The sequence below is a fragment of the Streptomyces africanus genome, assembly GCF_030816955.1.
GTDB classification, from domain to species: Bacteria; Actinomycetota; Actinomycetes; order Streptomycetales; family Streptomycetaceae; genus Streptomyces; species Streptomyces africanus.
In genome coordinates, this window is sequence record NZ_JAUSYP010000001.1 from 3,886,172 (window position 1) to 3,909,108 (window position 22,937).

General features: G+C 71.2%; 22 protein-coding genes and 1 pseudogene. 12 read left to right on the plus strand and 11 right to left on the minus strand.

The genetic code is table 11. The features are described 5' to 3' along the window. The first annotated feature begins 87 nt into the window (after positions 1-87). On the plus strand, positions 88-678 hold the full coding sequence (locus QF034_RS17895; protein ID WP_307175922.1) for a Uma2 family endonuclease: 591 nt from the start codon (positions 88-90) through the stop codon (positions 676-678). Positions 679-804: 126 nt separating this feature from the next. Here the strand turns inward: QF034_RS17895 and QF034_RS17900 are convergent, their stop codons facing one another. Further along, a complete protein-coding gene (locus tag QF034_RS17900; protein WP_307175923.1) occupies positions 805-1,146 on the minus strand; it encodes a hypothetical protein in 342 nt (113 codons plus the stop codon). Positions 1,147-1,277: 131 nt separating this feature from the next. Between QF034_RS17900 and QF034_RS17905 the strand changes: the two genes are divergently transcribed. After that, on the plus strand, positions 1,278-2,270 hold the full coding sequence (locus QF034_RS17905) for an aldo/keto reductase (protein ID WP_307175924.1): 993 nt from the start codon (positions 1,278-1,280) through the stop codon (positions 2,268-2,270). Positions 2,271-2,483: 213 nt separating this feature from the next. Here the strand turns inward: QF034_RS17905 and thpR are convergent, their stop codons facing one another. Then, the gene (gene thpR / locus QF034_RS17910) at positions 2,484-3,056 is read right to left on the minus strand and encodes an RNA 2',3'-cyclic phosphodiesterase (RefSeq protein ID WP_307175925.1); all 573 of its coding nucleotides are present in this window, start codon (positions 3,054-3,056) and stop codon (positions 2,484-2,486) included. 25 nt (positions 3,057-3,081) lie between these two features. On the opposite strand from thpR, the gene QF034_RS17915 reads away from it, so the two are divergent. Next, positions 3,082-3,603 (plus strand): GNAT family N-acetyltransferase, encoded by a 522-nt coding sequence (locus QF034_RS17915; RefSeq protein WP_307175926.1) that lies wholly within the window; start codon positions 3,082-3,084, stop codon positions 3,601-3,603. 30 nt (positions 3,604-3,633) lie between these two features. On the opposite strand, the gene QF034_RS17920 is transcribed toward QF034_RS17915, so the two are convergent. Together QF034_RS17920 and QF034_RS17925 are read right to left on the minus strand one after the other, a co-directional pair. Then, the gene (locus tag QF034_RS17920; protein WP_307175927.1) at positions 3,634-5,019 is read right to left on the minus strand and encodes an MFS transporter; all 1,386 of its coding nucleotides are present in this window, start codon (positions 5,017-5,019) and stop codon (positions 3,634-3,636) included. Positions 5,020-5,049: 30 nt separating this feature from the next. Beyond that, entirely contained in the window at positions 5,050-5,487 is a 438-nt protein-coding gene (locus tag QF034_RS17925) for a MarR family winged helix-turn-helix transcriptional regulator (protein ID WP_307175928.1), read from the minus strand. 154 nt (positions 5,488-5,641) lie between these two features. On the opposite strand from QF034_RS17925, the pseudogene QF034_RS17930 reads away from it, so the two are divergent. Beyond that, positions 5,642-5,815 (plus strand): annotated as a pseudogene (locus tag QF034_RS17930) (ribbon-helix-helix protein, CopG family); the annotation flags it as partial. Positions 5,816-5,844: 29 nt separating this feature from the next. Here QF034_RS17930 and QF034_RS17935 read toward each other — a convergent pair. After that, entirely contained in the window at positions 5,845-7,296 is a 1,452-nt protein-coding gene (locus tag QF034_RS17935) for an NCS2 family permease (RefSeq protein WP_307175930.1), read from the minus strand. Between the two features lie 116 nt (positions 7,297-7,412). Here QF034_RS17935 and QF034_RS17940 point away from each other — a divergent pair, with 116 nt between their 5' ends. From QF034_RS17940 to QF034_RS17950, 3 genes are all read left to right on the plus strand, one after another. Continuing rightward, positions 7,413-7,691 (plus strand): DUF2530 domain-containing protein, encoded by a 279-nt coding sequence (locus tag QF034_RS17940; RefSeq protein ID WP_307175931.1) that lies wholly within the window; start codon positions 7,413-7,415, stop codon positions 7,689-7,691. Between the two features lie 118 nt (positions 7,692-7,809). Next, the gene (locus QF034_RS17945) at positions 7,810-8,646 is read left to right on the plus strand and encodes a class I SAM-dependent methyltransferase (protein WP_307175932.1); all 837 of its coding nucleotides are present in this window, start codon (positions 7,810-7,812) and stop codon (positions 8,644-8,646) included. Positions 8,647-8,789: 143 nt separating this feature from the next. After that, a complete protein-coding gene (locus tag QF034_RS17950; RefSeq protein WP_307175933.1) occupies positions 8,790-11,183 on the plus strand; it encodes an HAD-IC family P-type ATPase in 2,394 nt (797 codons plus the stop codon). A 6-nt stretch (positions 11,184-11,189) separates the two neighbouring features. Here QF034_RS17950 and QF034_RS17955 read toward each other — a convergent pair whose 3' ends face one another. The 4 genes from QF034_RS17955 to QF034_RS17970 all read right to left on the minus strand — a co-directional run bounded on the left by QF034_RS17955 (position 11,190) and on the right by QF034_RS17970 (position 17,575). After that, a complete protein-coding gene (locus QF034_RS17955) occupies positions 11,190-12,044 on the minus strand; it encodes a hypothetical protein (protein ID WP_307175934.1) in 855 nt (284 codons plus the stop codon). A gap of 214 nt (positions 12,045-12,258) precedes the next feature. After that, positions 12,259-13,125 (minus strand): calcium-binding protein, encoded by an 867-nt coding sequence (locus tag QF034_RS17960; RefSeq protein ID WP_307175935.1) that lies wholly within the window; start codon positions 13,123-13,125, stop codon positions 12,259-12,261. Between the two features lie 173 nt (positions 13,126-13,298). Beyond that, a complete protein-coding gene (locus QF034_RS17965; protein ID WP_307175936.1) occupies positions 13,299-16,445 on the minus strand; it encodes a sacsin N-terminal ATP-binding-like domain-containing protein in 3,147 nt (1,048 codons plus the stop codon). 215 nt (positions 16,446-16,660) lie between these two features. Further along, the gene (locus QF034_RS17970; protein ID WP_307175937.1) at positions 16,661-17,575 is read right to left on the minus strand and encodes a DUF3027 domain-containing protein; all 915 of its coding nucleotides are present in this window, start codon (positions 17,573-17,575) and stop codon (positions 16,661-16,663) included. A 282-nt stretch (positions 17,576-17,857) separates the two neighbouring features. Between QF034_RS17970 and QF034_RS17975 the strand changes: the two genes are divergently transcribed. The 4 genes from QF034_RS17975 (at position 17,858) to QF034_RS17990 (ending at position 21,495) form a co-directional block, all read left to right on the plus strand. Next, the gene (locus QF034_RS17975; protein ID WP_307179908.1) at positions 17,858-19,291 is read left to right on the plus strand and encodes an MFS transporter; all 1,434 of its coding nucleotides are present in this window, start codon (positions 17,858-17,860) and stop codon (positions 19,289-19,291) included. A 62-nt stretch (positions 19,292-19,353) separates the two neighbouring features. Beyond that, the gene (locus QF034_RS17980; RefSeq protein WP_307175938.1) at positions 19,354-19,827 is read left to right on the plus strand and encodes a DUF2771 domain-containing protein; all 474 of its coding nucleotides are present in this window, start codon (positions 19,354-19,356) and stop codon (positions 19,825-19,827) included. Between the two features lie 23 nt (positions 19,828-19,850). Further along, positions 19,851-20,657 (plus strand): futalosine hydrolase, encoded by an 807-nt coding sequence (locus QF034_RS17985; protein ID WP_307175939.1) that lies wholly within the window; start codon positions 19,851-19,853, stop codon positions 20,655-20,657. Further along, complete coding sequence (locus QF034_RS17990) at positions 20,647-21,495, plus strand: 1,4-dihydroxy-6-naphtoate synthase (protein WP_307175940.1); 849 nt, start codon at positions 20,647-20,649, stop codon at positions 21,493-21,495. Before QF034_RS17985 ends, QF034_RS17990 begins: the two co-directional genes overlap by 11 nt. A 19-nt stretch (positions 21,496-21,514) precedes the next feature. Here QF034_RS17990 and QF034_RS17995 read toward each other — a convergent pair whose 3' ends face one another. After that, positions 21,515-21,898: a cold-shock protein gene (locus QF034_RS17995; protein WP_010035896.1), complete on the minus strand. Its 384-nt coding sequence runs from the start codon at positions 21,896-21,898 to the stop codon at positions 21,515-21,517. A gap of 164 nt (positions 21,899-22,062) precedes the next feature. Here QF034_RS17995 and QF034_RS18000 point away from each other — a divergent pair, with 164 nt between their 5' ends. Continuing rightward, positions 22,063-22,311 carry a hypothetical protein gene (locus tag QF034_RS18000; RefSeq protein WP_010035898.1) on the plus strand — a complete coding sequence of 83 codons (249 nt, stop codon included), beginning with the start codon at positions 22,063-22,065 and terminating at the stop codon, positions 22,309-22,311. Here the strand turns inward: QF034_RS18000 and QF034_RS18005 are convergent. Beyond that, positions 22,290-22,913 (minus strand): HAD family hydrolase, encoded by a 624-nt coding sequence (locus QF034_RS18005; RefSeq protein ID WP_307175941.1) that lies wholly within the window; start codon positions 22,911-22,913, stop codon positions 22,290-22,292. The two genes, QF034_RS18000 and QF034_RS18005, sit on opposite strands and share 22 nt — an antisense overlap. Positions 22,914-22,937 lie beyond the last annotated feature (24 nt).

Consider the following 22,937-nt stretch of genomic DNA (forward strand, 5'->3'; position numbering starts at 1 on the left):
GCTCCTTTCCCGTGTCCTGGTCACCGTGCGTATCGTTGTACTGCGCGGCTGCCCACGTCCATGGGACGGTCGGGGAGGAGCGCCACGATGACCGTCCTTGAAGACAGGATCGAGATGGCCCACGAGAGCGAGGAGCTCACGCTCGACGTCCTGTTCGAGCGCCTGGAGCGGATGCCCGTCCCCGAGGGATACAAGGTCGAGATCGTCGAGGGGTCCGTCTTCATGTCGCCGCAGCGGAACGCACACTGGCAGATCATCCGGCGACTCGTCCGGGCTCTGGAAGACGCCTTCGGCATGGACGCCAAGATCGCCTCAGATGTGCGCATCGACTTTCCCGGTGTACTCAACGGCCTGGCACCCGATGTGGCCAAACTGCGGGACAGGGCAGTGCAGACCCCACAGGGCGGCTGGTACCACCAGGACGTCGAGTTTGTCGCCGAGGTCATCTCCAAAGGGACCGCACACAACGACTACGGCCCCAAGAAGAGGACGTACGCACGTGCCGAAGTGCCCGTCTACCTCATCCTCGACCCCTACCAGGGCAAGACCCACGTCTACACCCAGCCGAAGGACGGCGAGTACCTCAGCGAACTGACCGTGTCCTTCGGCGCGGACGTCGACATGACCACCACTCACCTCGGCCTCACCCTCAAGACCGACGAGTTCCCCCGCGACTGACCACGCCCCGTCAGAACCCCACGTCCGCAGGCCGATAGCCCGGCGGCCGCCGCACCCCGCTCACCCGCTCATACGCATAGGCCAACCGCAATAACACCGGCTCGCTCCACGCCGTCCCCATGAACGTCAGCCCCACCGGCAGGCCGAAGGCGAACCCGGCCGGCACGCTGATCGCCGCCGCGCGTCCAGCCGACGGGCCTCCCGCAGGGCGTCCGGGTTGACCTCGATCACCGAGTGCAGGAGCGGATCGAGGCGCTCGATGCGCTCCAGGTAGTGGCGGGTGAGGCGTTCGGCGTCGAGACTCCCGTCGCTCATCCGGCGGCGCAGCTCGGTGATGCCCTGTTCGTCCGGCTCCCCGGCATCGGTGCGGGCCCGGGCCGAGGCCGTGCCGAGCCAGGGCGTGGCCGCCGCGGCGGTGCCGAGCGCGAGCACGGTGCGACGGGTGGTGGATGACGCGGGAGTCCTCATGACCAGCACGGTAGGGGCGTGAGCCGCGCGTTTCGCTGAGGCTGTCACCCGATTCGCAGCGGGGGCCTTCCCCCCTTCGAGCTCACCGCGTGCTTGCTTGGAGCGCACTTCAAGACGTTGGCTTGGGCAGCATGAAGTACACGCAGCTCGGACGCACGGGACTCAAGGTCAGCCGGCTCGTCCTCGGCACCATGAACTTCGGCCCGCAGACCGACGAGGCCGACAGCCACGCCATCATGGACGCGGCGCTGGACGCGGGCATCAACTTCTTCGACACCGCCAACGTGTACGGCTGGGGCGAGAACAAGGGCCGTACCGAAAGCATCATCGGCACCTGGTTCGCCAAGGGCGAGGGACGGCGTGACAAGGTCGTCCTCGCCACGAAGGTGTACGGCAACATGGGCGCCGACGGCCCGGCCTGGCCCAACCACGACAAGCTCTCCGCCGTCAACATCCGGCGGGCCGTGGACGCCAGCCTCAAGCGGCTCCAGACCGACTACATCGACGTCTACCAGTTCCACCACATCGACCGGAACACGCCCTTCGAGGAGATCTGGCAGGCGATCGACGTCCTGGTCCAGCAGGGCAAGATCCTCTACGTCGGGTCGTCGAACTTCCCCGGCTACAAGATCGCCCAGGCCAACGAGATCGCCGCCCGGCGGGGCGGGACCATCGGGCTGGTCAGCGAGCAGTGCCTGTACAACCTCGCCGAGCGGCGTGCCGAGATGGAGGTCATCCCGGCCGCGCAGGACTACGGCCTCGGCGTCATCCCCTGGTCGCCGCTGCACGGCGGTCTGCTGGGCGGCGTCCTCAAGAAGGAGGTCGAGGGCAGGCGCCGCGCCTCCGGCCGTGCGGCCGACGCGCTCAACGACCCCGCCACCCGCGCGCAGATCCAGTCCTACGAGGACCTGCTCGACAAGCACGGCATCGAGCCCGGCGAGGCCGCCCTGGCCTGGCTGCTCACCCGCCCCGGCGTGACCGGCCCGATCGTCGGCCCCCGCACGGCCGAGCAGCTCGCCTCCGCCGTACGCGCGTCCGAGCTGGAGCTCTCCGAGGAGCTCCTGACGGGCCTGGACGAGATCTTCCCGGGCCCGGGCCCGTCGCCGGAGGCCTTCGCCTGGTAGCAGACGCCCTTCTTTCAGGGGCGCGGGACTGTGTTTGATGTGCGGCTCCGCCGCGTGGGCGCGACCAGCCCCCACCGGCCGGCAGCCGGAAAGCGACGGGCAGTCCCCCGCCCCTTACCTCCCGAGCACGGAAGCCAGGGCGACAACAAGAAACATCAGCACGAGCACACCGGCCATGATCCGGTTCCGGGTCTTCGGGTCCACGCCCCGAGCCTAACCGGCGCCTCCGAGCGGCCAGCGGCCGACCGCCTCGTACCGGGGCTGCTCCCCCGCAACCCCCGAGGTCGGCAGATTGCTCCGCACCAACACCAGCTCCCGCACGGTCCAGGTCCGGCTCACGAACGTGTCCAGGGTTTCGACATAGGCCCGGACATCGGAGGCCTCCCGGCTACGGGCCACGGTGAGGTGCGGCTTGTACCGCCGGTGTTCCCCCATGGGCACCCCGGCCTTCCGCGCCGCCGCCTCCACCCGCTCGGCCAGCAGTCGCAGGGTCGCCAGGTCGCCTTCGGCCCCGGCCCACAACGCCCGGCCGTGGCCGAACTGGCCGCCACCCCGCACGGCCAGCGGAAAGGGGCCGGTACGGCGAGCGGCCCGCTCCAGCCGGGCCGACAGCTCCGGCAGGATCCCGTCGTCGACCTCGCCGTAGAAGGCGAGGGTGAAGTGCCAGCCCGGGCGGCCGGTCCACCGCAGCCCGTCCGCCCCGGGCAGCTCGCGCAACGCGTTCACCACGGCACCGAGTTCGCGGATCACCCCGTCAGGGGGCAGCACGGCGGCGAAGAGTCTCATGGCTCCAGCCTGGCACCATGAGGTCATGGAGATCACCATCAGAGAAGGCGGCCGCGACGACATTCCCGCGATACTCGGCATGCTCGACAGCTGCGTGGAGTGGCTGGTCTCGCAGGGGCGCACGGGGCAGTGGGGGACGAAACCCCTGTCTCAGAGCCCGAAGACGGTGGAGTCGGTCGGCCGGTACATGGACGAGGGCAGCGTGTTCATGGCCGATGCCGACGGCGTCCCCGCCGCCACCCTCACCCTCACCGACTCGCCCGGCGCCTACCTGTCCCACCTCGCGCAGCCCGGCGAGCCCGAGCGGTACATCCACTGGCTCGCCTCCGACCGCCGCTTCAAGGGCCACGGCGTGGGCAGCGCGCTCCTCGCGCACGCCGCCGAGGTGACCCGGCGGGCAGGGGTGGGCCTGTTGCGGGTCGACTGTTACGCCGGCGACGACGGCAAGCTCGTCCGCTACTACGAGGCCAACGGCTTCACCCGGACCGAGGCCTTCACGGTCGGCGAGAGCAACTGGCCGGGCCAGCTGCTGGCCAGGAGGGTGTGAGCCTCCCGGCCGGGCACGCGCCACGCCGCCCTAAGCCGCCGGTGCCAGTTGCTCCCGCTGCTCCCGGGGGACGAACCGCACCCGTGGGTGGCCGCGGTGCCAGCCGACCGACAGGCGGAGGTTGCCGACGCGGGCCAGGATCAGGCCGATCACGGCCGCGGCGACGGCCGCGACGGCACCACCGGCCGCGAGGCCGACCCGGGCGCCGTACGTGTCGGTGACCCAGCCGACGATCGGCGCGCCGACCGGGGAGCCGCCGAGGAAGACCATCATGTAGAGGGCCATGACACGGCCGCGCATGGCCGGGTCCGTGGACATCTGGATGCTGGTGTTCGTCGTGACGTTGACCGTCATGCCGAACAGGCCCAGCGGGACCATGAGCAGCGCGAACATCCACAGGGTGGGGGTGGTCGCCGCCAGTATCTCCAGCGCGCCGAAGGCCATCGCCGCCGCGATCAGCAGCCGCAGCCGGGCCGTGCCGCGCCGGGCGGCGAGCAGCGCGCCCGCGACCGAGCCGACCGCCATCAGCGTGTTGAACATGCTGTAGGCGCCCGCGCCCGCGTGGAACACGTCGTCCGCGAAGGCCGAGAGGTAGACGGGGAAGTTGAAGGCGAAGGTGCCGACGAACCCGACCAGGACGATCGGCCAGATCAGCTCCGGGCGGCCGGTGACGTACCGCACGCCTTCCCGCAGCTGCCCCTTGCCGCGCGGGGCGCGCTCGACGACGTGCAGCTCGCGGGCGCGCATCAGCAGCAGGCCGGTGAGCGGCGCGATGAAGGACAGGCCGTTGAAGAGGAACGCGTAGCCGGTGCCGACGCCGGTGATCAGTATGCCCGCGACGGCGGGGCCGACCAGGCGGGCGGACTGGAAGTTCGCCGAGTTCAGGCTGACCGCGTTCTGCAACTGCCGCGGGCCGACCAGCTCGGAGACGAAGGACTGCCGGGCCGGGTTGTCGACCACCGTGGCGAGACCGACCGCGAAGGCGGCGACGTACACGTGCCACACCTGGACCTGGCCGGTGAGGGTGAGGACGGCGAGGGCGAGGGCGGTGAGGGCCATCGACGACTGCGTGACGAGCAGGGCGGGCCGCTTGCGCAGCCGGTCGACGAGGACACCGCCGTAGAGGCCGAAGAGCAGCATCGGCAGGAACTGGAGCGCCGTCGTGATGCCGACGGCGGCGGAGGAGCCGGTGAGGCTCAGCACCAGCCAGTCCTGGGCGATGCGCTGCATCCAGGTGCCGATGTTGGAGACGACCTGGCCCATGAAGAACAGGCGGTAGTTCCTGACCTTCAGGGAGGAGAACATCGAGGACTTGCGGACCGGCCGGGCGTCGTCGGAGGGGCGGGTGTCGGAGGTGGGCGGGGAGTCGTGGGGATCAGGTGCGGGGGCGGAAGCTGCTCCGGGTCCCGTACTCAAAAGGGTTCGCCTCCTTGCGACGACTACGGCTTACAGATGCGCGAGTTTCTCCAGCACGGGGGCGGCGGCGCGCAGTTTGGCCCACTCGTCCTCGTCGAGGTTCTCGACCAGCGTGGCCAGGAACGCGTTCCGCTTGCGGCGGCTCTCCTCGAGCATCGCTTCGGCCTGCTCGGTGCGCGTCACGACCTTCTGGCGCCGGTCCTCGGGGTGCGGCTCCAGACGGACCAGTCCCTTGGACTCCAGCAGCGCCACGATGCGGGTCATCGAGGGCGGCTGGACGTGCTCCTTGCGGGCGAGCTCGCCCGGGGTGGCCCTGCCGCACAGGGACAGGGTGCCGAGCACCGACATCTCGGTGGGGCTGAGCGACTCGTCGACCCGCTGGTGCTTGAGCCGACGGGACAGCCGCATCACGGCGGATCGGAGGGAGTTCACGGCGGCTACGTCGTCGCCATGGGTGAGGTCCGGCATGTTCTTTAGCATAACTCATTACTCTCGCTAAGTACCACCCGGGGCGCGCACGAACGCCCGTGACCCCGGCCACTGAACCGTGACATCACTCATATGGGTGATCCAGTGGTGGAACGTGACACACCAGACCGAAGGGTGCCGCGACCCTTCGGTCATGGGGACCAGCGTGCTCAGCCTGCGAATAGACCACGAGCTGCTTCAGCGGCTCCGGCACCAAGCCGCGAAAAGAGGAATGAGCGTCCAGGACTATGTCGTCCGGACGCTCATTCGCGATGACTTCGACCAGCGTTTCCAGGCCGCCGTCGAGGAGACGGAGAGGTTCTACGGGTCACCCGACTCGGGCGACGAGGACCAGGATCAGGTCAGACCCAGCGCCGGCATCAGGTAGTAGAACGCGAACACCGCCGCCACCGCGTACATCGCCGTCGGCACCTCCCGGCCCCGCCCGGCCGCCAGCCGCAGCACCACGAAGGTGATGAAGCCCATACCGATGCCGTTGGTGATCGAGTACGTGAACGGCATCATCAGCATCGTCACGAAGGCCGGGACGGCGATCGTGTGGTCCGCCCAGTCGATCTCCTTGACCGAGCCGGCCATGATCAGGAAGCCGACCGCGACCAGGGCCGGGGTGGCCGCCTGGGACGGCACCATGGTGGCGACCGGCGTCAGGAAGAGGGCGACAGCGAAGAGGCCGCCGGTGACGACGTTCGCGAGGCCGGTCCGGGCGCCCTCGCCGACACCGGCCGTGGACTCGACGAAGGCGGTGGTCGCCGAGGAGGAGCTGGCTCCGCCGGCGGCGACCGCGAGACCGTCGACGAACAGCACCTTGTTGATGCCGGGCATCTGGCCCTGCGCGTCGGTCAGCTTCGCCTCGTCGGAGACGCCCATGATCGTGCCCATCGCGTCGAAGAAGCACGACAGCAGCACGGTGAAGACGAACAGCACACCGGTCAGCACACCGACCTTCTCGAACCCGCCGAACAGGCTGACCTGCCCGACCAGCCCGAAGTCGGGGCTGGCGACCGGGTTGCCGGGCCACTTCGGGGCGGTGAGACCCCAGCTCGGCACCTTGGCCACGGCCTCGATGACCACGGCCACGACGGTCATGGCGACGATCGAGATCAGGATCGCGCCGGAGACCTTGCGCACGATCAGGGCGAGCGTGAGCAGCACGCCCAGGACGAAGACCAGGACCGGCCAGCCGCCCAGGTGGCCGTCACCGCCGAGCTGCAGTGGGACGGTGGTCTGGGCGGCGTCCGGAATCCGGGAGACGAAACCGGCGTCGACGAGGCCGATCAGCATGATGAACAGGCCGATGCCGATGGAGATGGCCTTGCGCAGCCCGTAGGGGACGGCGTTCATGACGCGTTCGCGCAGCCCCGTGGCGACCAGCAGCATGACCACGAACCCGGCGAGGACCACCATGCCCATCGCGTCCGGCCAGGACATGCGCGGGGCGAGCTGGAGGGCGACGACCGAGTTCACCCCGAGGCCGGCGGCGAGCGCGATCGGCACGTTGCCGATGACACCCATGAGGAGGGTGGTGAGCGCGGCCGTGAGGGCCGTCGCGGTGACCAGCTGTCCGTTGTCGAGCTGGTGACCGTACATGTCCTTGGCGCTGCCGAGGATGATCGGGTTCAGCACGATGATGTAGGCCATCGCGAAGAAGGTGGCGAGGCCGCCCCGGACCTCGCGGGACAGCGTGCTGCCCCGCTCGGAGATCCGGAAGAAGCGGTCGAGTGCGCCGTACGCGGGCCCGGCTCCCGGCTGGTCAGGGGCGGGGGCCTTGGCGGGAGCCGAGGAGGACATGTGTTGGTGTTTCCTACGAAGAGAAGTGGTCAGACACAAACCGTTTCAGTATGAACATATAAGGCCGCGATCGCACATCTCCGCGCGTAGACCCGATCGCCTCGTAAGCTGTCCCCATGGCGAAATGGACCCCCAGACACGAGGCGCCGGAGCCCCTGGAGGGCCCCGTGGTCGCCACCGTCACCGGCGGCACGATCCTCTGGTTCGTCCTCTTCCTGGTCCAGCTCCCCTTCTACGGCTGGTTCGACGACCACGGCCACACCTGGTGGGTGTGGACCTGCCTGGCCGGCGGCGGTCTGGGGCTGATCGGCATCTGGTACGTCCGCAGGCGCGATGCCGCGATCAAGCGGGCGGCGGCCCAGCAGGACGTGACGGCGACTCCGGCGGCCGAGTAGGCGCGTTCCCGCCCGGTCCCCGGCGAGACACGCCCCCGTTCCGTCCCTACGCTCGGAGGAAGGCGGCGAAACGCCCGAAACCGTCGGGGGCGCCGCCCCACCGGTGAGGAGCGCAGCCATGACGACGCAGAACAGCGCGACCGAGGCCGACCGTGCTCTGAAGGCCAAGCACCGGGCGATGTGGGCGCAGGGCGACTACCCGTCCCTGGCCGCCGAGGTCATCCCCGGTCTCGGGGCGGTCCTGGTCGAGGCCTGCGGGGTGCGCTCCGGGCAGCGGGTGCTGGACGTGGGCGCCGGCAGCGGCAACGCCGCGATCCCGGCGGCCCTGGCCGGCGCGGACGTGGTCGCCTCGGACCTGACCCCGGAGCTGTTCGAGGCCGGCCGGCGCGTGGCCGAGCGGCAGGGCGTGGAGCTCAGCTGGCAGGAGGCCGACGCCGAGGCCCTGCCCTTCGGCGACGCGGAGTTCGACACCGTGCTGTCCTGCGTGGGGGTCATGTTCGCGCCGCATCACGAGCAGGCCGCCGAGGAACTCGTCCGGGTCTGCCGTCCGGGCGGCACCATCGGCCTGCTGAACTGGACACCGCAGGGCTTCATCGGCCGGATGTTCGCCACGATGAAGCCGTACGCGCCACCGCCCCCGCCGGGCGCGCAGCCGCCCCCGCTGTGGGGGGACGAGGGCCATGTGCGCGCTCTCCTCGGCGACCGGGTCACGGACGTGCGCGCCGAGCGCCGGACCGTCCGGGTCGACCGCTTCGAGACACCCGAGGCGTTCCGCGACTACTTCAAGGAGCGCTACGGCCCCACGATCACCGTCTACAGGAACATCGCCGGCGACCCCGAGCGCACCGCCGCCCTGGACCGCGACCTGGCGGACCTCGCCCGCGACGGCGCCCCGGGAGCAGGTGACGTCAGGGAGTGGGAGTACCTGCTGTTCACCGCGCGCCGGGCGGGCTGACACCGCCGGTGGTACCAGGGTCCGACGGGGTTGGAAGGGCGTACAACTGCCGTACGACCAGGGCACGACGTCCCTCGTTCCCAGGTCGGATCTTCCCCGCATTCGGCAGGTGAAGCGGCAAATCCGCACGTACCGTCGAATGCATGACGCATCTCGACGCGGGTGCCCGGACCGACTCCGCGCGGCCGGCGACGGTCACCTCACGCGAGACCGGCCTGACCACGGCTCAGGTCGCCGAGCGGGTGGAGCGCGGCCAGGTCAACGACGTGCCGGTGCGCAGCAGCCGCTCCACCGTCGACATCGTCCGCGCGAACGTCTTCACCCGCTTCAACGCGATCATCGGTGTGCTGTGGCTGATCATGCTGTTCGTCGCGCCGATCCAGGACAGCCTGTTCGGCTTCGTGATCCTCGCCAACACCGCTATCGGGATCGTCCAGGAGTGGCGGGCGAAGAAGACGCTGGACTCGCTCGCGCTCATCGGTGAGGTGCGTCCCACCGTCCGCCGGGACGGGACCTCCGGCCAGGTCAGCACCTCCGAGATCGTCCTCGACGACCTGATCGAGATCGGGCCCGGCGACAAGGTCGTCGTCGACGGCGTCTGTGCCGAGGCCGACGGGCTGGAGATCGACGAGTCGCTGCTGACGGGCGAGGCGGACCCGGTCGTCAAGCGTCCCGGCGACCAGGTGATGTCGGGCAGCTTCGTGGTCGCGGGCGGCGGGGCCTTCCAGGCCACGAAGGTCGGGCGCGAGGCGTATGCCGCGCAGCTCGCGGAGGAGGCGTCCCGGTTCACCCTCGTCCAGTCCGAGCTGCGCTCCGGCATCTCCACGATCCTCAAGTACGTCACGTGGATGATGGTCCCGACCGCGATCGGCCTGATCATCAGCCAGCTGTTCGTGAAGGAGAACGCCTTCGACGACTCCGTCGCCCGCACGGTCGGCGGCATCGTCCCGATGGTCCCCGAGGGGCTGGTCCTGCTCACCTCGGTCGCCTTCGCCATCGGCGTCATCCGCCTCGGCCGCAAGCAGTGCCTCGTCCAGGAGCTGCCCGCGATCGAGGGACTGGCCCGGGTCGACACGGTCTGCCTCGACAAGACCGGCACCCTCACCGAGGGCGGCATGGACGTCACCGGGCTGCGGCCCCTTCAGGGCGCCGACGAGACGTACGTACGCCGGGTGCTCGGCGCCCTCGGCGATTCCGACCCCCGGCCGAACGCCTCCCTCAAGGCGATCATCGACGCCTACCCGGCCGCCGAGGACTGGCGCTGCACCCAGGCGCTGCCGTTCTCCTCCGCCCGCAAGTACAGCGGCGCCGCGTTCGCCGAGGCCGACGGGGAGAGCAGCACCTGGCTGCTCGGGGCGCCGGACGTGCTGCTGCCCGACGACGACCCGGCCCTCGCCGAGACCGGGCGGCTGAACGAGCAGGGCCTGCGGGTGCTGCTGCTCGCCCGGGTCGACCGGGACCTCGACGACCCGGAGGTGGCCGAGGGAGCGAAGCCCGTCGCGCTGGTGGTCCTGGACCAGCGGCTGCGGCCGGACGCGGCCGAGACGCTGCGCTACTTCGCCGACCAGAACGTGGCCGCCAAGGTCGTCTCCGGCGACAACGCGGTGTCGGTCGGCGCGGTCGCGGCCAAGCTGGGGCTGTCCGGCGCCACGGTGGACGCGCGCCGGCTGCCCGCCGAGCAGGACGGGATGGCGCGGGTCCTGGACGACGGCACGGTGTTCGGGCGGGTCACCCCGCAGCAGAAGCGGACCATGGTGGGCGCGTTGCAGTCCCGGGGACACACGGTCGCGATGACGGGCGACGGCGTGAACGACGTCCTCGCCCTGAAGGACGCCGACATCGGTGTCGCGATGGGCTCCGGCTCGGAGGCGACCCGGGCGGTCGCGCAGATCGTGCTGCTGAACAACAGCTTCGCGACGCTGCCGTCGGTGGTGGCGGAGGGCCGACGGGTCATCGGCAACATCACGCGGGTCGCGACCCTGTTCCTCGTCAAGACGGTCTACTCGGTGCTGCTGGCGATCATGGTGGTCTGCTCGCAGGTCGAGTACCCGTTCCTGCCCCGGCACCTGACCCTGCTGTCGACCCTGACGATCGGCATCCCGGCCTTCTTCCTCGCGCTCGCGCCCAACAAGGAGCGCGCGCAGCCGAACTTCGTACGGCGGGTGATGCGGTACGCGACCCCGGGCGGGGTGGTGGCCGCGCTGGCGACCTTCGCGACGTACCTGATCGCCCGGCACCACTACACGGGCGCGGGCGCCCTGGACGCGGAGACCAGCGCCGCGACGCTCACGCTGTTCCTCATCTCGATGTGGGTCCTGGCGATCATCGCCCGCCCCTACACCTGGTGGCGGATCGCCCTGGTCGCGGCGATGGGCGGGGCGTTCCTGCTGGTGCTGGTCGTGCCGGGGCTCCAGCACTTCTTCGCGCTGAAGCTGGTCGGGATGACGGTGCCGTGGCTGGCGGTCGGCATCGCGGTGGTGGCGGCGGCCACCCTGGAACTCCTGTGGAGGTGGGTGGACCGCCGCGTGCCGGCGTAGCCGGGGTTACTTCACGTCGACGTAGTCGCCGGTGGCGTTGACCGCCGGGGTGGTCGTCGTGCCGGCGAAGCTGAAGCGCCAGTAGCCGTCGTACTGGGCGGTGGCGGTGGCCTTCAGGTTGCCGTACTGGTCGGAGTACACCGTCTTGACCGTGGTGTACGTGCTGGTGCCCGCCTTGCGGAACTGGAGCTTGACCGGCTGGTTGGTGTAGCCGTGGTAGGCGTTGTCCTCCCAGTTGGCGCGGGACAGCTTGCCGGTGGACGTGATGGTCTTGCCCTTGTAGACGGGCTCGGGGCCGGCGTTGACGGTCAGCTTGGAGTAGCGCTGCACCTTGGTGGTGCCCAGGCCGCCCTGCATCTTCTCCTCGTCGTTGCTGGTGACGGCGAGGGCGCCGGCGCCCCAGGTGCCGGCGTCGGAGTTGAACAGGTCGCCGTCGGCCGGGCGGATGTTGATGACGCCCTTGCAGTCGAGCACGGTCGACGAGGCGGCGGTGCAGGTGGCCGGGTCGTCACTGATGAACAGGTTGTCCGCGGTGTCGATCGAGGAGCCGTGGTAGATCAGCGGGCCCGTGGCGAAGTTGTCCGAGCTGGTGTCCAGGTCCGCGGCGTGGGTCACGGTGTAGGTGACCGGGAAGCTGACCACGTTCGTGGTGCCGACGACGATGTTCTTGCCGCTGTTGACCTTGACGTCGGAGAAGGTGACGTCGAGGGTCGACGCGGTGGTGCCCGAGTCGGCGTCGGCCGAGGCGGAGCTGAAGGCCGCCTTGCCGGACGGCGCGTCGGCGGCCTGCGCGGCCGGAACGACGAGGGCGGACAGGGCCAGGGCGCCGGCGACGGCGGCCACGGTGGCTCGGATGTGCATGTGTTCCCCAGGTGGAGAAGTGATCTAGGAGTCTGTTGACTCGGATGATCAGATCCACGAGCCGGGGAACAGGTTGTACGTCCCGTTCCGGTTTTGCCGCCGCATCCCCAATGTTTGACCTGGGCATGAGACTCGGGACAGGAGACATACGGAACCGCCGGTCCCGGAACGGATTCCGGGGCCGGCGGTGTCGTCCGTGTCGTGCGGGACGGTGTTATCGCACGTCGACGAAGTCACCCGTGGCGTTGACGGCCGGAGTGGTCGTCGTGCCCGCGAAGGAGTAGCGGAAGTAACCGTCGGTGGCGGCCTTGACGGTGGTCTTCAGCTCGCCCGTGGAGTTGGACGTGATGGTCTTCACCGTGCTGTAGGTGTCGGAGCCCTTCTTGCGGAACTGCAGCTTCACCGGCTGGTTGGTGTAGCCGTGGTACTTGTGGTCCTCCCAGTTGGCCCGGGACAGCTTGCCGGTGACGGTGATGGTCTTGCCCTTCACCACCGGCTCCGGGGATGCGTTGACCGTCAGCTTCGAGGCACGCTGGACCTTGGCGGTCTTGTAGGCGTCGCGGATGACGTAGTCACCGTCGTTGCCGATCGCGCCGACCCACACCTTCCAGGTGCCGGCCAGGATGTTGCTGTAGAGGTCCACGGCCGGGTCGGCGACGAGCGTCACTTTGCAGGTCGCGGTGGTGGCACTGGAGTTGGTGCAGTCGCCGACGAACTCCTGGTCCAGGCTCTCCGGGACGATCGCCCCGTCGGCGTTGTCCGGGTCCGTGCCGTGCCACAGGACGGGGTAGGCGTCGTAGATGCCCTCCGGGTCGGTGGCCGTCACGGAGACGGTGAAGGACTTCTTGACGGTCGTGCCGACGACGATGTTCTTGCCGCCGTTGACGGTGACGCTCGTGATCTTCGTGTCGCCCTCGCCCTCGTCCGTCGGGCCGGCGGCCGCGAACGGCGTGGCCTTCGAGGTGGAGGGGACCAGCGAGGCCAGGTTCGGCATGTGGTCGTCCGCCTGCGCGGCGGGGACGGCCAGTGCGGAAAGGGCCAGGGCGCCGGTCACGGCGGCCACGGTGGCTCGGATACGCATGCGTTCTCCAGGTGGAGAGGGGCCCCGGCGCTCGTCGTCGGCTCCTGGGGCCCAAGTGATCGTGGAGTCTCTTGACTCACGTGATCAGATACACGAGCAAGGCGCATGGTTGTACGGGAGGTGAAAAATTTGTGCGGGAGTTTTCACCGAACAACCAAGCGCCGCCGCACGCTTCAGTCGAACCAGCGGTCCCGCGCCAGCTCCTCCGTCCGCGACGGATCCTCCAGCAGCGCCGCCACCTCGAACCGCCGCGGCCACTGCCCCGCCGCCCAGGCGAGCCCCGCGGCGACGCCCTCCAGCGTGGCGGCGTGCAGGACGCCGTCGTCGGTGAGCCGCCAGTCGATCTCCACGCCGTCGACGACGAGTTCCTCGTGCTCGATGTAGGAGGAGGGGGTGCGGGGACCGAGCAGGACGCGGACGGAGTCCGGGACGTCGTGTTCGGCGCCCTCGGAGGTGACCTGCCCGGTGACCGACTCGCTCAGGCGCCGCACCTGGAAGAGTTCGGCCAGATCGGCGGCCCGGGCCGGGCGGACCGGCAGCAGGGGGACGCCCGCCGTGAAGGGCAGCAGGTCCGGTGAGTCGCACACCACGGCGTCGGACGCGTCCACGACCTCCACCCGGCCGTCGATGACGGCACGCAGCTCGTCCGGCAGGGTCACCTGCTCCGGGTCCAGCTCGGCCAGGGCCCCGTACAGCGCGTGCAGTTGGGCGTCCGTCACCTCGCGCTCCGGGTCGGCGAGCCGGTCGAGGAGTTCGGCGGCACCGCCGGGCTCGTCCAGCAGCGCGGCGACGGACGTCCGTACGCCCAGCGCCCGCAGCACCTGCTCGTCGTCAAAACCGGTCGCGTCGGCCTCGTCGTACAGGCCGCGCAGCAGCGAGTCGCCGCCGGCGGCCCGCAGTCCGGCCGGGCGGCGGCCGTCCAGGACCGGGTTCCCGCGCAGCCACCACGCCGTGTACGGCCGGACGACCTCGTGCGTGCCGTCCGGCAGCAGGACGCGCACGGGCTGGATGATCGCGTCCCGCAGGGGCGGCTGCGACAGCAGGGACAGGGCCTGGGACCACTTGTCCTCGTCGACCAGGTCCAGATCCCGGACAGCGATGATCTCGGTCGCGACCGGCGGCACCGGGCTGTCCGGGAAACGGTCGAGGATGTCCTCGGCCCACACGTCGACCGCGTCCAGCAGGCCCGGGTCGTCGGGCTCGGCGAAGTCACCCTCCCGGGGCTCCAGTTCGTCGGGGTCGAGGACGACGTCGGTGGCGCGGACGAGCGCGAAGTTCACCAGCACCCCGCAGGCGGCCAGCGGCTGCTCGCCCCACTTCGAGGCCAGCTCGGCGTCCACCGCGGCCAGTTCCCCCTCGCGCATGACCTGGGCGAACGGGCCGCCGGGGAAGACGAGTTCGCAGGCCGGGGCCGGTTCGCCGTCCTCGTCGGGCAGCGCGAGCGCGCCGAGCCAGGGCTCGTCACCGGGCTCCAGACCGGCGTCCCGCACCAACGCGAGGACGGTGTCGGCCAGTTCCTCCGCGTCGAGAGTGTCCTCCTCCCACAGCACACCGCCCTCGTCGTCGAGCGACGCGGCGACGGCGGCCCTGACCTGCGGGGTGGTGAGCACGGCGCGCGGGGTCGCGGGCAGGGCGCCCAGCTTCTCCAGGATCGGGTGCGCGGCGTCCGGGTGGGCGACCTTCAGACCGAGCCGGGCCAGGGTCTCCGGGTCCATACCGGTGGCGTCGGGGCTGGGCAGCAGGATCTGCCGGGGCCCGATCGTCGTACGGCCGTCCGCGAGCGGCACCGGCAGGCCCGACAGCCGGTCCGGGTCGACCCCGGCCAGGCTGTCGTAGAGCCGCCGCCACCAGCCGGGCTCCTTCTCCAGCCCGGCCAGCCGGTCGATCGCGTCGGTCAGCGGCACCCGGGCGACACCGAGGGTGCGCAGCTCCACCCGGCGTTCGAGACCGGCGGGCAGCAGCGTGGGCAGCACCTCGGCGAGCACCCGCACCGTGTCCGCGCCGGCGCCCTCGACGACCTCGGCGTCCCGGGGCCGCAGCGACTCGGGCAGCTCGTCGCCGTCGTGCTCGCGGCGCTCGACCGCGGGCGGCAGGAAGGACGTGCGCGGCAGCCGCTCCAGGATCGCCTGGCGCAGGGCGCCGTCCAGCTCGCCCTTGCCGAGCGGGCCGGGCACGAGGTCGATGAGCCCGGCCGTCACCGGCCGCCACGCGCCGAGGAGTTCGGCGTAGGAGTCGGCCGCGCGCTGGATCAGGAAGTCGGTCAGCGGGCCGGGGGCGGCGTGCCGGCGGGTGGAGTCCAGCGGGAACGAGGCGATGAGCAGGGCGGGGACGCCGAGCGGCTCGTCGCTGGGGGTGGGGGCGTGCACGACCGGGCTGGTGCGGGGCCGGGCCGGGGTGCCGTCGGAGTCCACGGGCACGGCCCAGGTGACCGCCCAGTGGGGGCGCAGCCGCTCCTCGACGGGCCGGCCGGTGAGCAGCTCGGGGTCGAGGGGGCCGTGGGCGGCGGCGGTGCGCCAGTAGGTGACGCCGTCGCCGGAGTCGTCGACGACGGTGAAGGGGCCGTCGGTGCGGCGGGTGATCGTCCGGGGGCTCTCGCCGTTGATCTCGACGACGACCTCTTCGAGACCGGCGAGGGTGAGCAGGAGCGCGTCGTCGACGGCCCGCAGCAGGCGTTCGGCGAGGTCGGCCGCAGGGGTGTCGCGCAGGGGCAGGATGACGGCGGTGTCGTACGGGTCGGGGGCGGTGCCCTCGGCGGCGAACGGCAGCCGCAGCAGCGGTACGTGACCGTCGCGCCGCCGGACCTCGTCCCCGAGGCCGGGGCTGTGCCGGGCGGTCTCGGCGGCCAGCTCCCGGGCCTCGGCCAGCGACCACCGCACGCCGCCGTGCCGGCCGACGACGGCGGGCTCGTCGGTCACGGCGAGGACGGCGGCGAACCCGACGCCGAACCGCCCGACGGCCTGCTCGTGGGTCTCCCGCTTCGCGGAGGCACGCAGCGTGGACAGCGACTCCACGCCGGCGGCGTCCAGCGGAGCGCCGGTGTTGGCGGCGACGAGAACCCCGTCCCGGAGGGTGAGCCGCAACCGCCCCGGCACCCCGGCCCGGGCCGCCGCGTCGGCGGCGTTCTGCGCGAGCTCGACGACGAGCCGGTCCCGGTAGCCACCGAGGACGAGATCCTCCTCGGCGTTGGCGTCCTCACGGAACCGGGCGGGGCTGGTGGCCCAGGCATCGATGACGCCACGCCGCAGACGTGCCGTACCGAACGGGTCGGCGCCCTCGGCGGCGGGCCGCACGAACTTGCTGCTCACGTTCCTTCTCCTCATCGACGAGAGGACGAAGGTACCGCCTGGGGAGCGGGGCTGCGCGCGCCGTCCGGCCCCGCTTCAGCTCCCGGAGGCGAACGTCACGAAATCCGACCATGCGGCGGAGGCGACGGCGAGCCGGGGGCTTTCGGCGTGCTGGGAGTCGGCATCACCTGAAGCTCGAAGCGACCTCACCGAGGCCCGCCCGCTCGAACGCCGCGCGATGGCGGCTGCGGCTACGAGTGGCCCAGTTCCTCCGTGTCCTCGTCCGGCGTCGCCGGGACCGAGCCCGAGTCCGAGGCCGGGCGGAGCGGGAACGGGTCCACCCGGGTCTCGTCGATGACCGGCGGGGCCGGCTGGGGCGGCTTGGGCATGACCGCCGCCTCGGAGTGGCCGCCGCAGCCGTAGGACAAGGAGACGACGCGGCCGTCGGCCGGGGAGAACTCGTTGGCGCAGACGCCGAAGGCCTGGCCCAGGGAACCGCCGATACGGAGCAGGAAGCCGCAGCTCACACAGGCGGCGGGGGCCGCCTGCGCCATCGGGGTCTTCGGACCGAAGGCTTCCTCCCAGCGGTCGGCGGCGATGTGCAGGCCGTAGCGGGACAGCACCCGGGCACGGCGCACGCCGAGTTCCTCGGCCACCGCCGCGATGGAGCCGCGGGCGGGGACGGCCAGGGGCCCCGCCGTGACCTCCGCGTCCTCGGCCTCCGCCAGTGCGGCCATCTCGTCGGAGACGACGGAGTTCGGCGGCGGCTCGTCCTCGCCGGTCCAGCCGGGCTCCAGACGCAGGTCCTCCGCGTCGGTGGGCAGCAGATCGCCCGGGCCCATGTCGCCGGGGCGCAGCCGTTCGCTCCACGGCACCCACTCGGGCGCGAGCACCGCGTCCGGGCCGGGCAGCAGCACCGCCTCGTCCACCGTGACGATCTTCGCCCGGGACGCCCGGGCCACGGTCACGGCCCAGCGCCAGCCCCGGTACCCGAGCTCCTTGCACTCGAAGAAGTGCGTGACAACGCGATCCCCTTCGGAGACCAGCTCCACGTGCTCGCCGACGATTCCTGGTGCCGCGGCCTCCTCGGCTGCGGCGCGGGCGAGGTCGACGGCCTCGGCGCACAGACGGTCAGGGGTGCGGCTTCGCGTTGTCGCTGCGCTCACAGGTATCGCTTCTCTCCATACGCCGTCTCACGTGTGCGCCACTCCCAGCGCAGGGGGCGGACGGAGCGGACCAGGGGACCGCGTCGACGTCCTTCATCCATTTTGCGGGATGGCTGAGATACGCACGCTACCCTTCCGCCCCACTTCGCGTACACCGACGGTCCTGACCGACGCCCCCGACCGCCGTGCCGACCGGGCCCCCGCAACCCGGACAGTCACCCCACAGGCCCTATACAAGCGGTAATGGCACTACCCACGGCCATCTCGGGGCACTATGACGTCGTGGCAGCCGCGAGGACGCCCCAGGGCGCCACCGGGACCGGTGGGCCGAAACGGGTCAAGGGAAGCAGCCGACTGAGCGGGCCGGGCCGTCTGAGCGGCCCCCTCCGTGCGGTCGGCCATGCCCTGCACCTCCCGTTCACCGGCACCGCCCGCGGCATCCGCAAGGCCACCCACGCGCACGGCGCCGGCGAGTCCGGCCTCGGCAAGCTGATCGAGCTGCACGGCGTGAACGGCGCCGGGGACGTGATGATCACCGTCGCCCTCGCGTCGACGGTGTTCTTCTCCGTGCCGACCGACGAGGCCCGCGGCCGTGTCGCGCTGTACCTCGCGATCACCATGGCGCCCTTCACCCTCCTCGCGCCGGTGGTCGGCCCGCTCCTCGACCGCCTCCCGCACGGCCGCCGGGCCGCGATGGCCGGGGCGATGCTCGCCCGGGCACTGCTGGCACTGATCCTGTCCGGCGCGGTCGTCAGCGGCAGCCTCCAGCTGTATCCGGCGGCCCTCGGCGTCCTCGTCGCGTCGAAGGCGTACGGGGTGGTCAGAAGCGCCGTCGTGCCCCGGCTGCTGCCGCCCGGCTTCTCCCTGGTGAAGGCCAACTCACGCGTCACCCTGGGCGGGCTCCTCGCCACCGGCATCGCCGCGCCGATCGGTGCCGGACTCCAGCAGGTCGGACCGCGCTGGCCGCTCTACGGCGCCTTCCTGATCTTCGTGGCAGGGACGTTCCTGTCGTTCACGCTGCCGCCGAAGGTCGACTCCGCCAAGGGCGAGGACACCGCCCTGCTGGCCGCGGACGAGGAGCACCTGCACGGACCGCACCGCCGTCCCGTCAAGCGCCCCGGGCTGCGCACGGTCGGCCCGGCCGTCACGCACGCCCTGGCCGCCAACGCCGCCATCCGCTGTCTCACCGGCTTCCTGATCTTCTTCCTCGCCTTCCTGCTGCGCGAGCACCCGATCTCCGGCCAGAGCGCCGCCGTGTCCCTGGGGATAGTGGGCGTCTCGGCGGGCGCGGGCAACGCGCTCGGTACGGCCGTGGGGGCGTGGCTGCGGTCCCGGGCGCCGGAGATCATCATCGTGACGGTCCTGGCGTGCGTGCTGGGCGCGGCGATCACCGCCGCGCTGTTCTTCGGCGCGGTCCTGGTGGCCGGCCTGGCCGCGATCGCCGGCTTCGCGCAGGCCCTGGCCAAGCTGTCGCTCGACGCGCTGATCCAGCGGGACGTGCCCGAACTGGTCCGCACGTCGGCCTTCGCCCGCTCCGAGACGCTCCTGCAGATGGCCTGGGTCCTGGGCGGGGCGGTCGGCATCGCGATGCCGCTCAACGGCACGCTCGGGCTGGCGGTGGGGGCCGCGATCGTCGGCGCGGGCTGGCTGACGACCGTGCGGGGGCTGATCTCCTCGGCCCGGCGCGGGAGTGCGGCACGGCCGCGCGTGGCCTAGGCGTACGGGCACGCCGTACCCCGCGTGGGCGGTCCGGGCTGCGGGCCAGATAGCCTTCGCCCATGACCAGGTTGCAATCCGCTGTGCGACGCCGCCGCGCCGTCGCCGCCGCCGGCGTCGTGTCCGCCGGACTGCTCGTCCTCTCGGCCTGTGACAAGCCGACTCCGATGGCCACGGTCACCGTGGGCAAGGACTCGGTGAACTCCGAGGCCACCTGTGGCGGCGAGGGCGATGCCCTGAAGCCGTCCGATCTCAACCAGTGCCTGAAGGACAAGGGCATCAAGAGCATCTCCGTCGACCCGGACGAGACCGTGCGCTTCGGTGTCGACCCGGAGATCGCGGACGAGGGCTGGACGATCCTGATGAACGGTCAGCCGCTGACCGACTCCAGCACGAAGACGTACCGCACCATTCCGGGCAGCGTGTTCTTCAACGCGCAGTACGGGGCGCAGGGCGACTCGACGCTGGTGTCCATCAAGGAGGGCAAGAAGGACGCGTCGGGGCTGTGGAACTTCAAGCTGGAGAAGGACGCGTAATCGCTGCCGCTGGGCTGGGCAGGGTGCTTGTCGCCACCGCGGTTTCCGTGGAGCGGGACGCGGTGGCTGCTGGCTTTGGGGCGTTGTCCCTGGCGTCCGGTGACGAGGTGCTCGGCGCTGCAGGCCGTGCCCACCCTCCCCCAAGCTCTCGGCTTCGCTCGAGCAGGGGGGACCCCCATCGCCCCAGCGGAACGACTGCCCACGGCGGTAGCGGGGCGACTGCCCACGGCGGGAGCGGCGGTATCGACGTCGTCGCCGTTGGTGTGGGGCCCGCCCTCGCCGCTGCCTCCACCGCTTCCGCCCTGACCGCCGCCGCCCTCGAAGGCACCCCCTACGACCTCGTCGTTTCCGCCGGGATCGGTGGGGGGTTTCTGCCGGAGGCGCGGGTGGGGTCGCTCGTCGTCGCCGATGAGATCGTCGCGGCCGATCTGGGGGCCGAGACCGATGACGGGTTCGTGTCGGTCACCGAGCTCGGGTTCGGGAGTGTGCGGCATCAGCCGCCCGCGGACCTCGTACGGCTGGTCGGCGACGCCGTCGGGGCGCCTACCGGGGCCGTGCTCACCGTGTCCACCGTGACCGGGACCGCCGAGCGCGCGGCCGCGCTCCGGGAGCGTCACCCCACCGCCCTCGCGGAGGCCATGGAGGGCTTCGGGGTGGCCGAGGCCGCCGCCGTGCACGGGGTGCCCGTGCTGGAGGTGCGGGCGATCTCCAATCCCGTCGGGCCGCGCGACCGCGCCGCCTGGCGTATTCCGGACGCCCTGGCGGCCCTCACCGAGGGCTTCGGGAAGCTCGTGCCCGTACTGGAGAGTTGGAACCGGCATGACCAGTGAGCAGCTGAAGATCGCCTACTCCCCCTGCCCGAACGACACCTTCGTCTTCGACGCCCTGGCCCACGGCCGCGTCCCCGGCGCCCCCGCCCTCGACGTGACCTTCGCCGACATCGACATCACCAACGGCATGGCCGAGCGCGGCGAGTTCGACGTGCTGAAGGTGTCGTACGCCGTGCTGCCGTACGTGCTGGAGCAGTACGCCCTGCTGCCGTGCGGGGGCGCGCTGGGGCGTGGGTGCGGGCCGCTGGTGCTGACGCGGGAGCCGGATGTCGACCTCACCGGCCGTACGGTCGCCGTGCCCAGTGAGAAGTCCACCGCCTATCTGCTGTTCCGGCTGTGGGCCGCGGACACGGTGCGCGACGGGGTCGGCGAGATCGTCGTCATGCCCTTCCACGAGATCATGCCGGCCGTGCGGGACGGGAAGGTCGACGCGGGGCTCGTGATCCACGAGGCGCGCTTCACGTACCGGAACTACGGGCTGCACAAGCTCGCCGACATGGGCGAGCACTGGGAGAACACCACCGGGCTGCCGATCCCGCTGGGCGCGATCATCGCCAAGCGGTCGCTGGGCGAACAGAAGCTGCGGCTGCTCGCCGACTCCATCCGGAGGTCGGTGCGCGCCGCCTGGGACGATCCCGAGGTGTCCCGGCCCTACGTCATGGAGCACGCCCAGGAGATGGACCCGGCCGTCGCCGACCAGCACATCGGGCTGTACGTCAACGAGTTCACCGCCGACCTAGGCGAGGACGGCTACGCCGCCGTACGCGGGCTGCTGACACGCGCGGCGGCCGAGGGGCTGGTGCCGCCCCTCGGCCCGAACGCACTCGCTTTTCCCTGAGCGTCTTCCCTGGCGGGGATCACACGTCCAGCTGGTCGGCGACCGCGCGCAGCAGGCCCGCGATCTTCTTGCCGGCGGTCTTCTCGGGGTAGCGGCCCCGCTCCAGCATCGGCGTGATGTTCTCCAGCAGGGTCGTCAGATCCTGGACGATGGAGGCGAGCTCGTCCGGCTTCTTGCGGGTCGCGGCGGCGACCGAGGGGGTCGGGTCCAGGATCGTCAGGGACAGCGCCTGGTCGCCGCGCTGTCCGGCGACGACGCCGAACTCCACCCGCTGTCCCGGCTTGAGCGTCTCGACTCCGGCGGGGAGGACCGAGGAATGGACGAAGACGTCGCCGCCGTCGTCACGGGAGAGAAAGCCGAAGCCCTTCTCGCTGTTGAACCACTTGACCTTGCCGGTAGGCACGTCTGTCCTCGTCCTCGTACTCGTCGGAAAACTGCTTCTGGAAACGGCTCTTGATAGCACTCGGGCGGGTCGTACGGACCCGCCGGTACCCAGGCTAATGGTCTTCAGGCCGGTGACAAGACGTCACCCGGTTGTTCCTTCGCGCTGGGAACTACCCTGGTCGGGTGCGTGACAAAACCCAAACGAATTCCGCCGCTCCCGGTGACCGTCTGGTCCGTGCCGGTGCCATCGTCTTCTTCATCGGCGCCGTGGCCACACTGGTCACGGTCGCCCCGCTGTTCCTGGGGACGACGCCCTTTCCGACGTACATGTTCGGCCTGAGCATGCTCATGGCGGTCGGATTCCTGATGGCCGGTGCGGGAGTACTGCGTTCCGTGGCGGCGGGCCGGCGTCAGGCGCGTGCGGGACGGTAGTCCGAAAACCACCCGGGGAATTCCGTCAGACCGGTGAGGACGACGTCCGCGCCGGCCGCGCGCAGTTCCTCCGCGGGGCACGGGCCGGTGGCCACCGCGACCGACAGCGAGCCGGCCGTCCGGGCGCCGCGCACGTCCCCGACGTGGTCGCCGACATAGACACCGGCGTCGTGCTCGCGCAGCGCCTCCGCCTTCTGTTCGGCCCACAGGTCACCTATGACGGCGTCCGGCTCGATGCCGAGGTGGGCGAGGTGCAGCTTGGCGTTGGGCTCGTACTTGGCCGTGACGACGATCGCGCGTCCGCCGGCCTCCCGTACGGCCTCGATGGCCTCCCGGGCGCCGGGCAGCGCCGAGGTCGCGGTGATGGCGATCGTCGGGTACATCTCCCGGTACAGGTCCGCCACGGCCGGGATCTCCTCGGCCGGGAACCAGTTGATCAGCTCCTCGGCCAGCGGCGGCCCGAGCCGCGTCACCGCCAGGTCGGCGTCGATGTACGTCCCCGTCCGCTCGGCCAGTGCCTGGTAGCAGGCGCGGATGCCGGGGCGGGAGTCGATGAGGGTCATGTCGAGGTCGAAGCCGACGGTGATTGCCATATGGGCCATTGTGCCCAGCCGGTGTGAACGGCA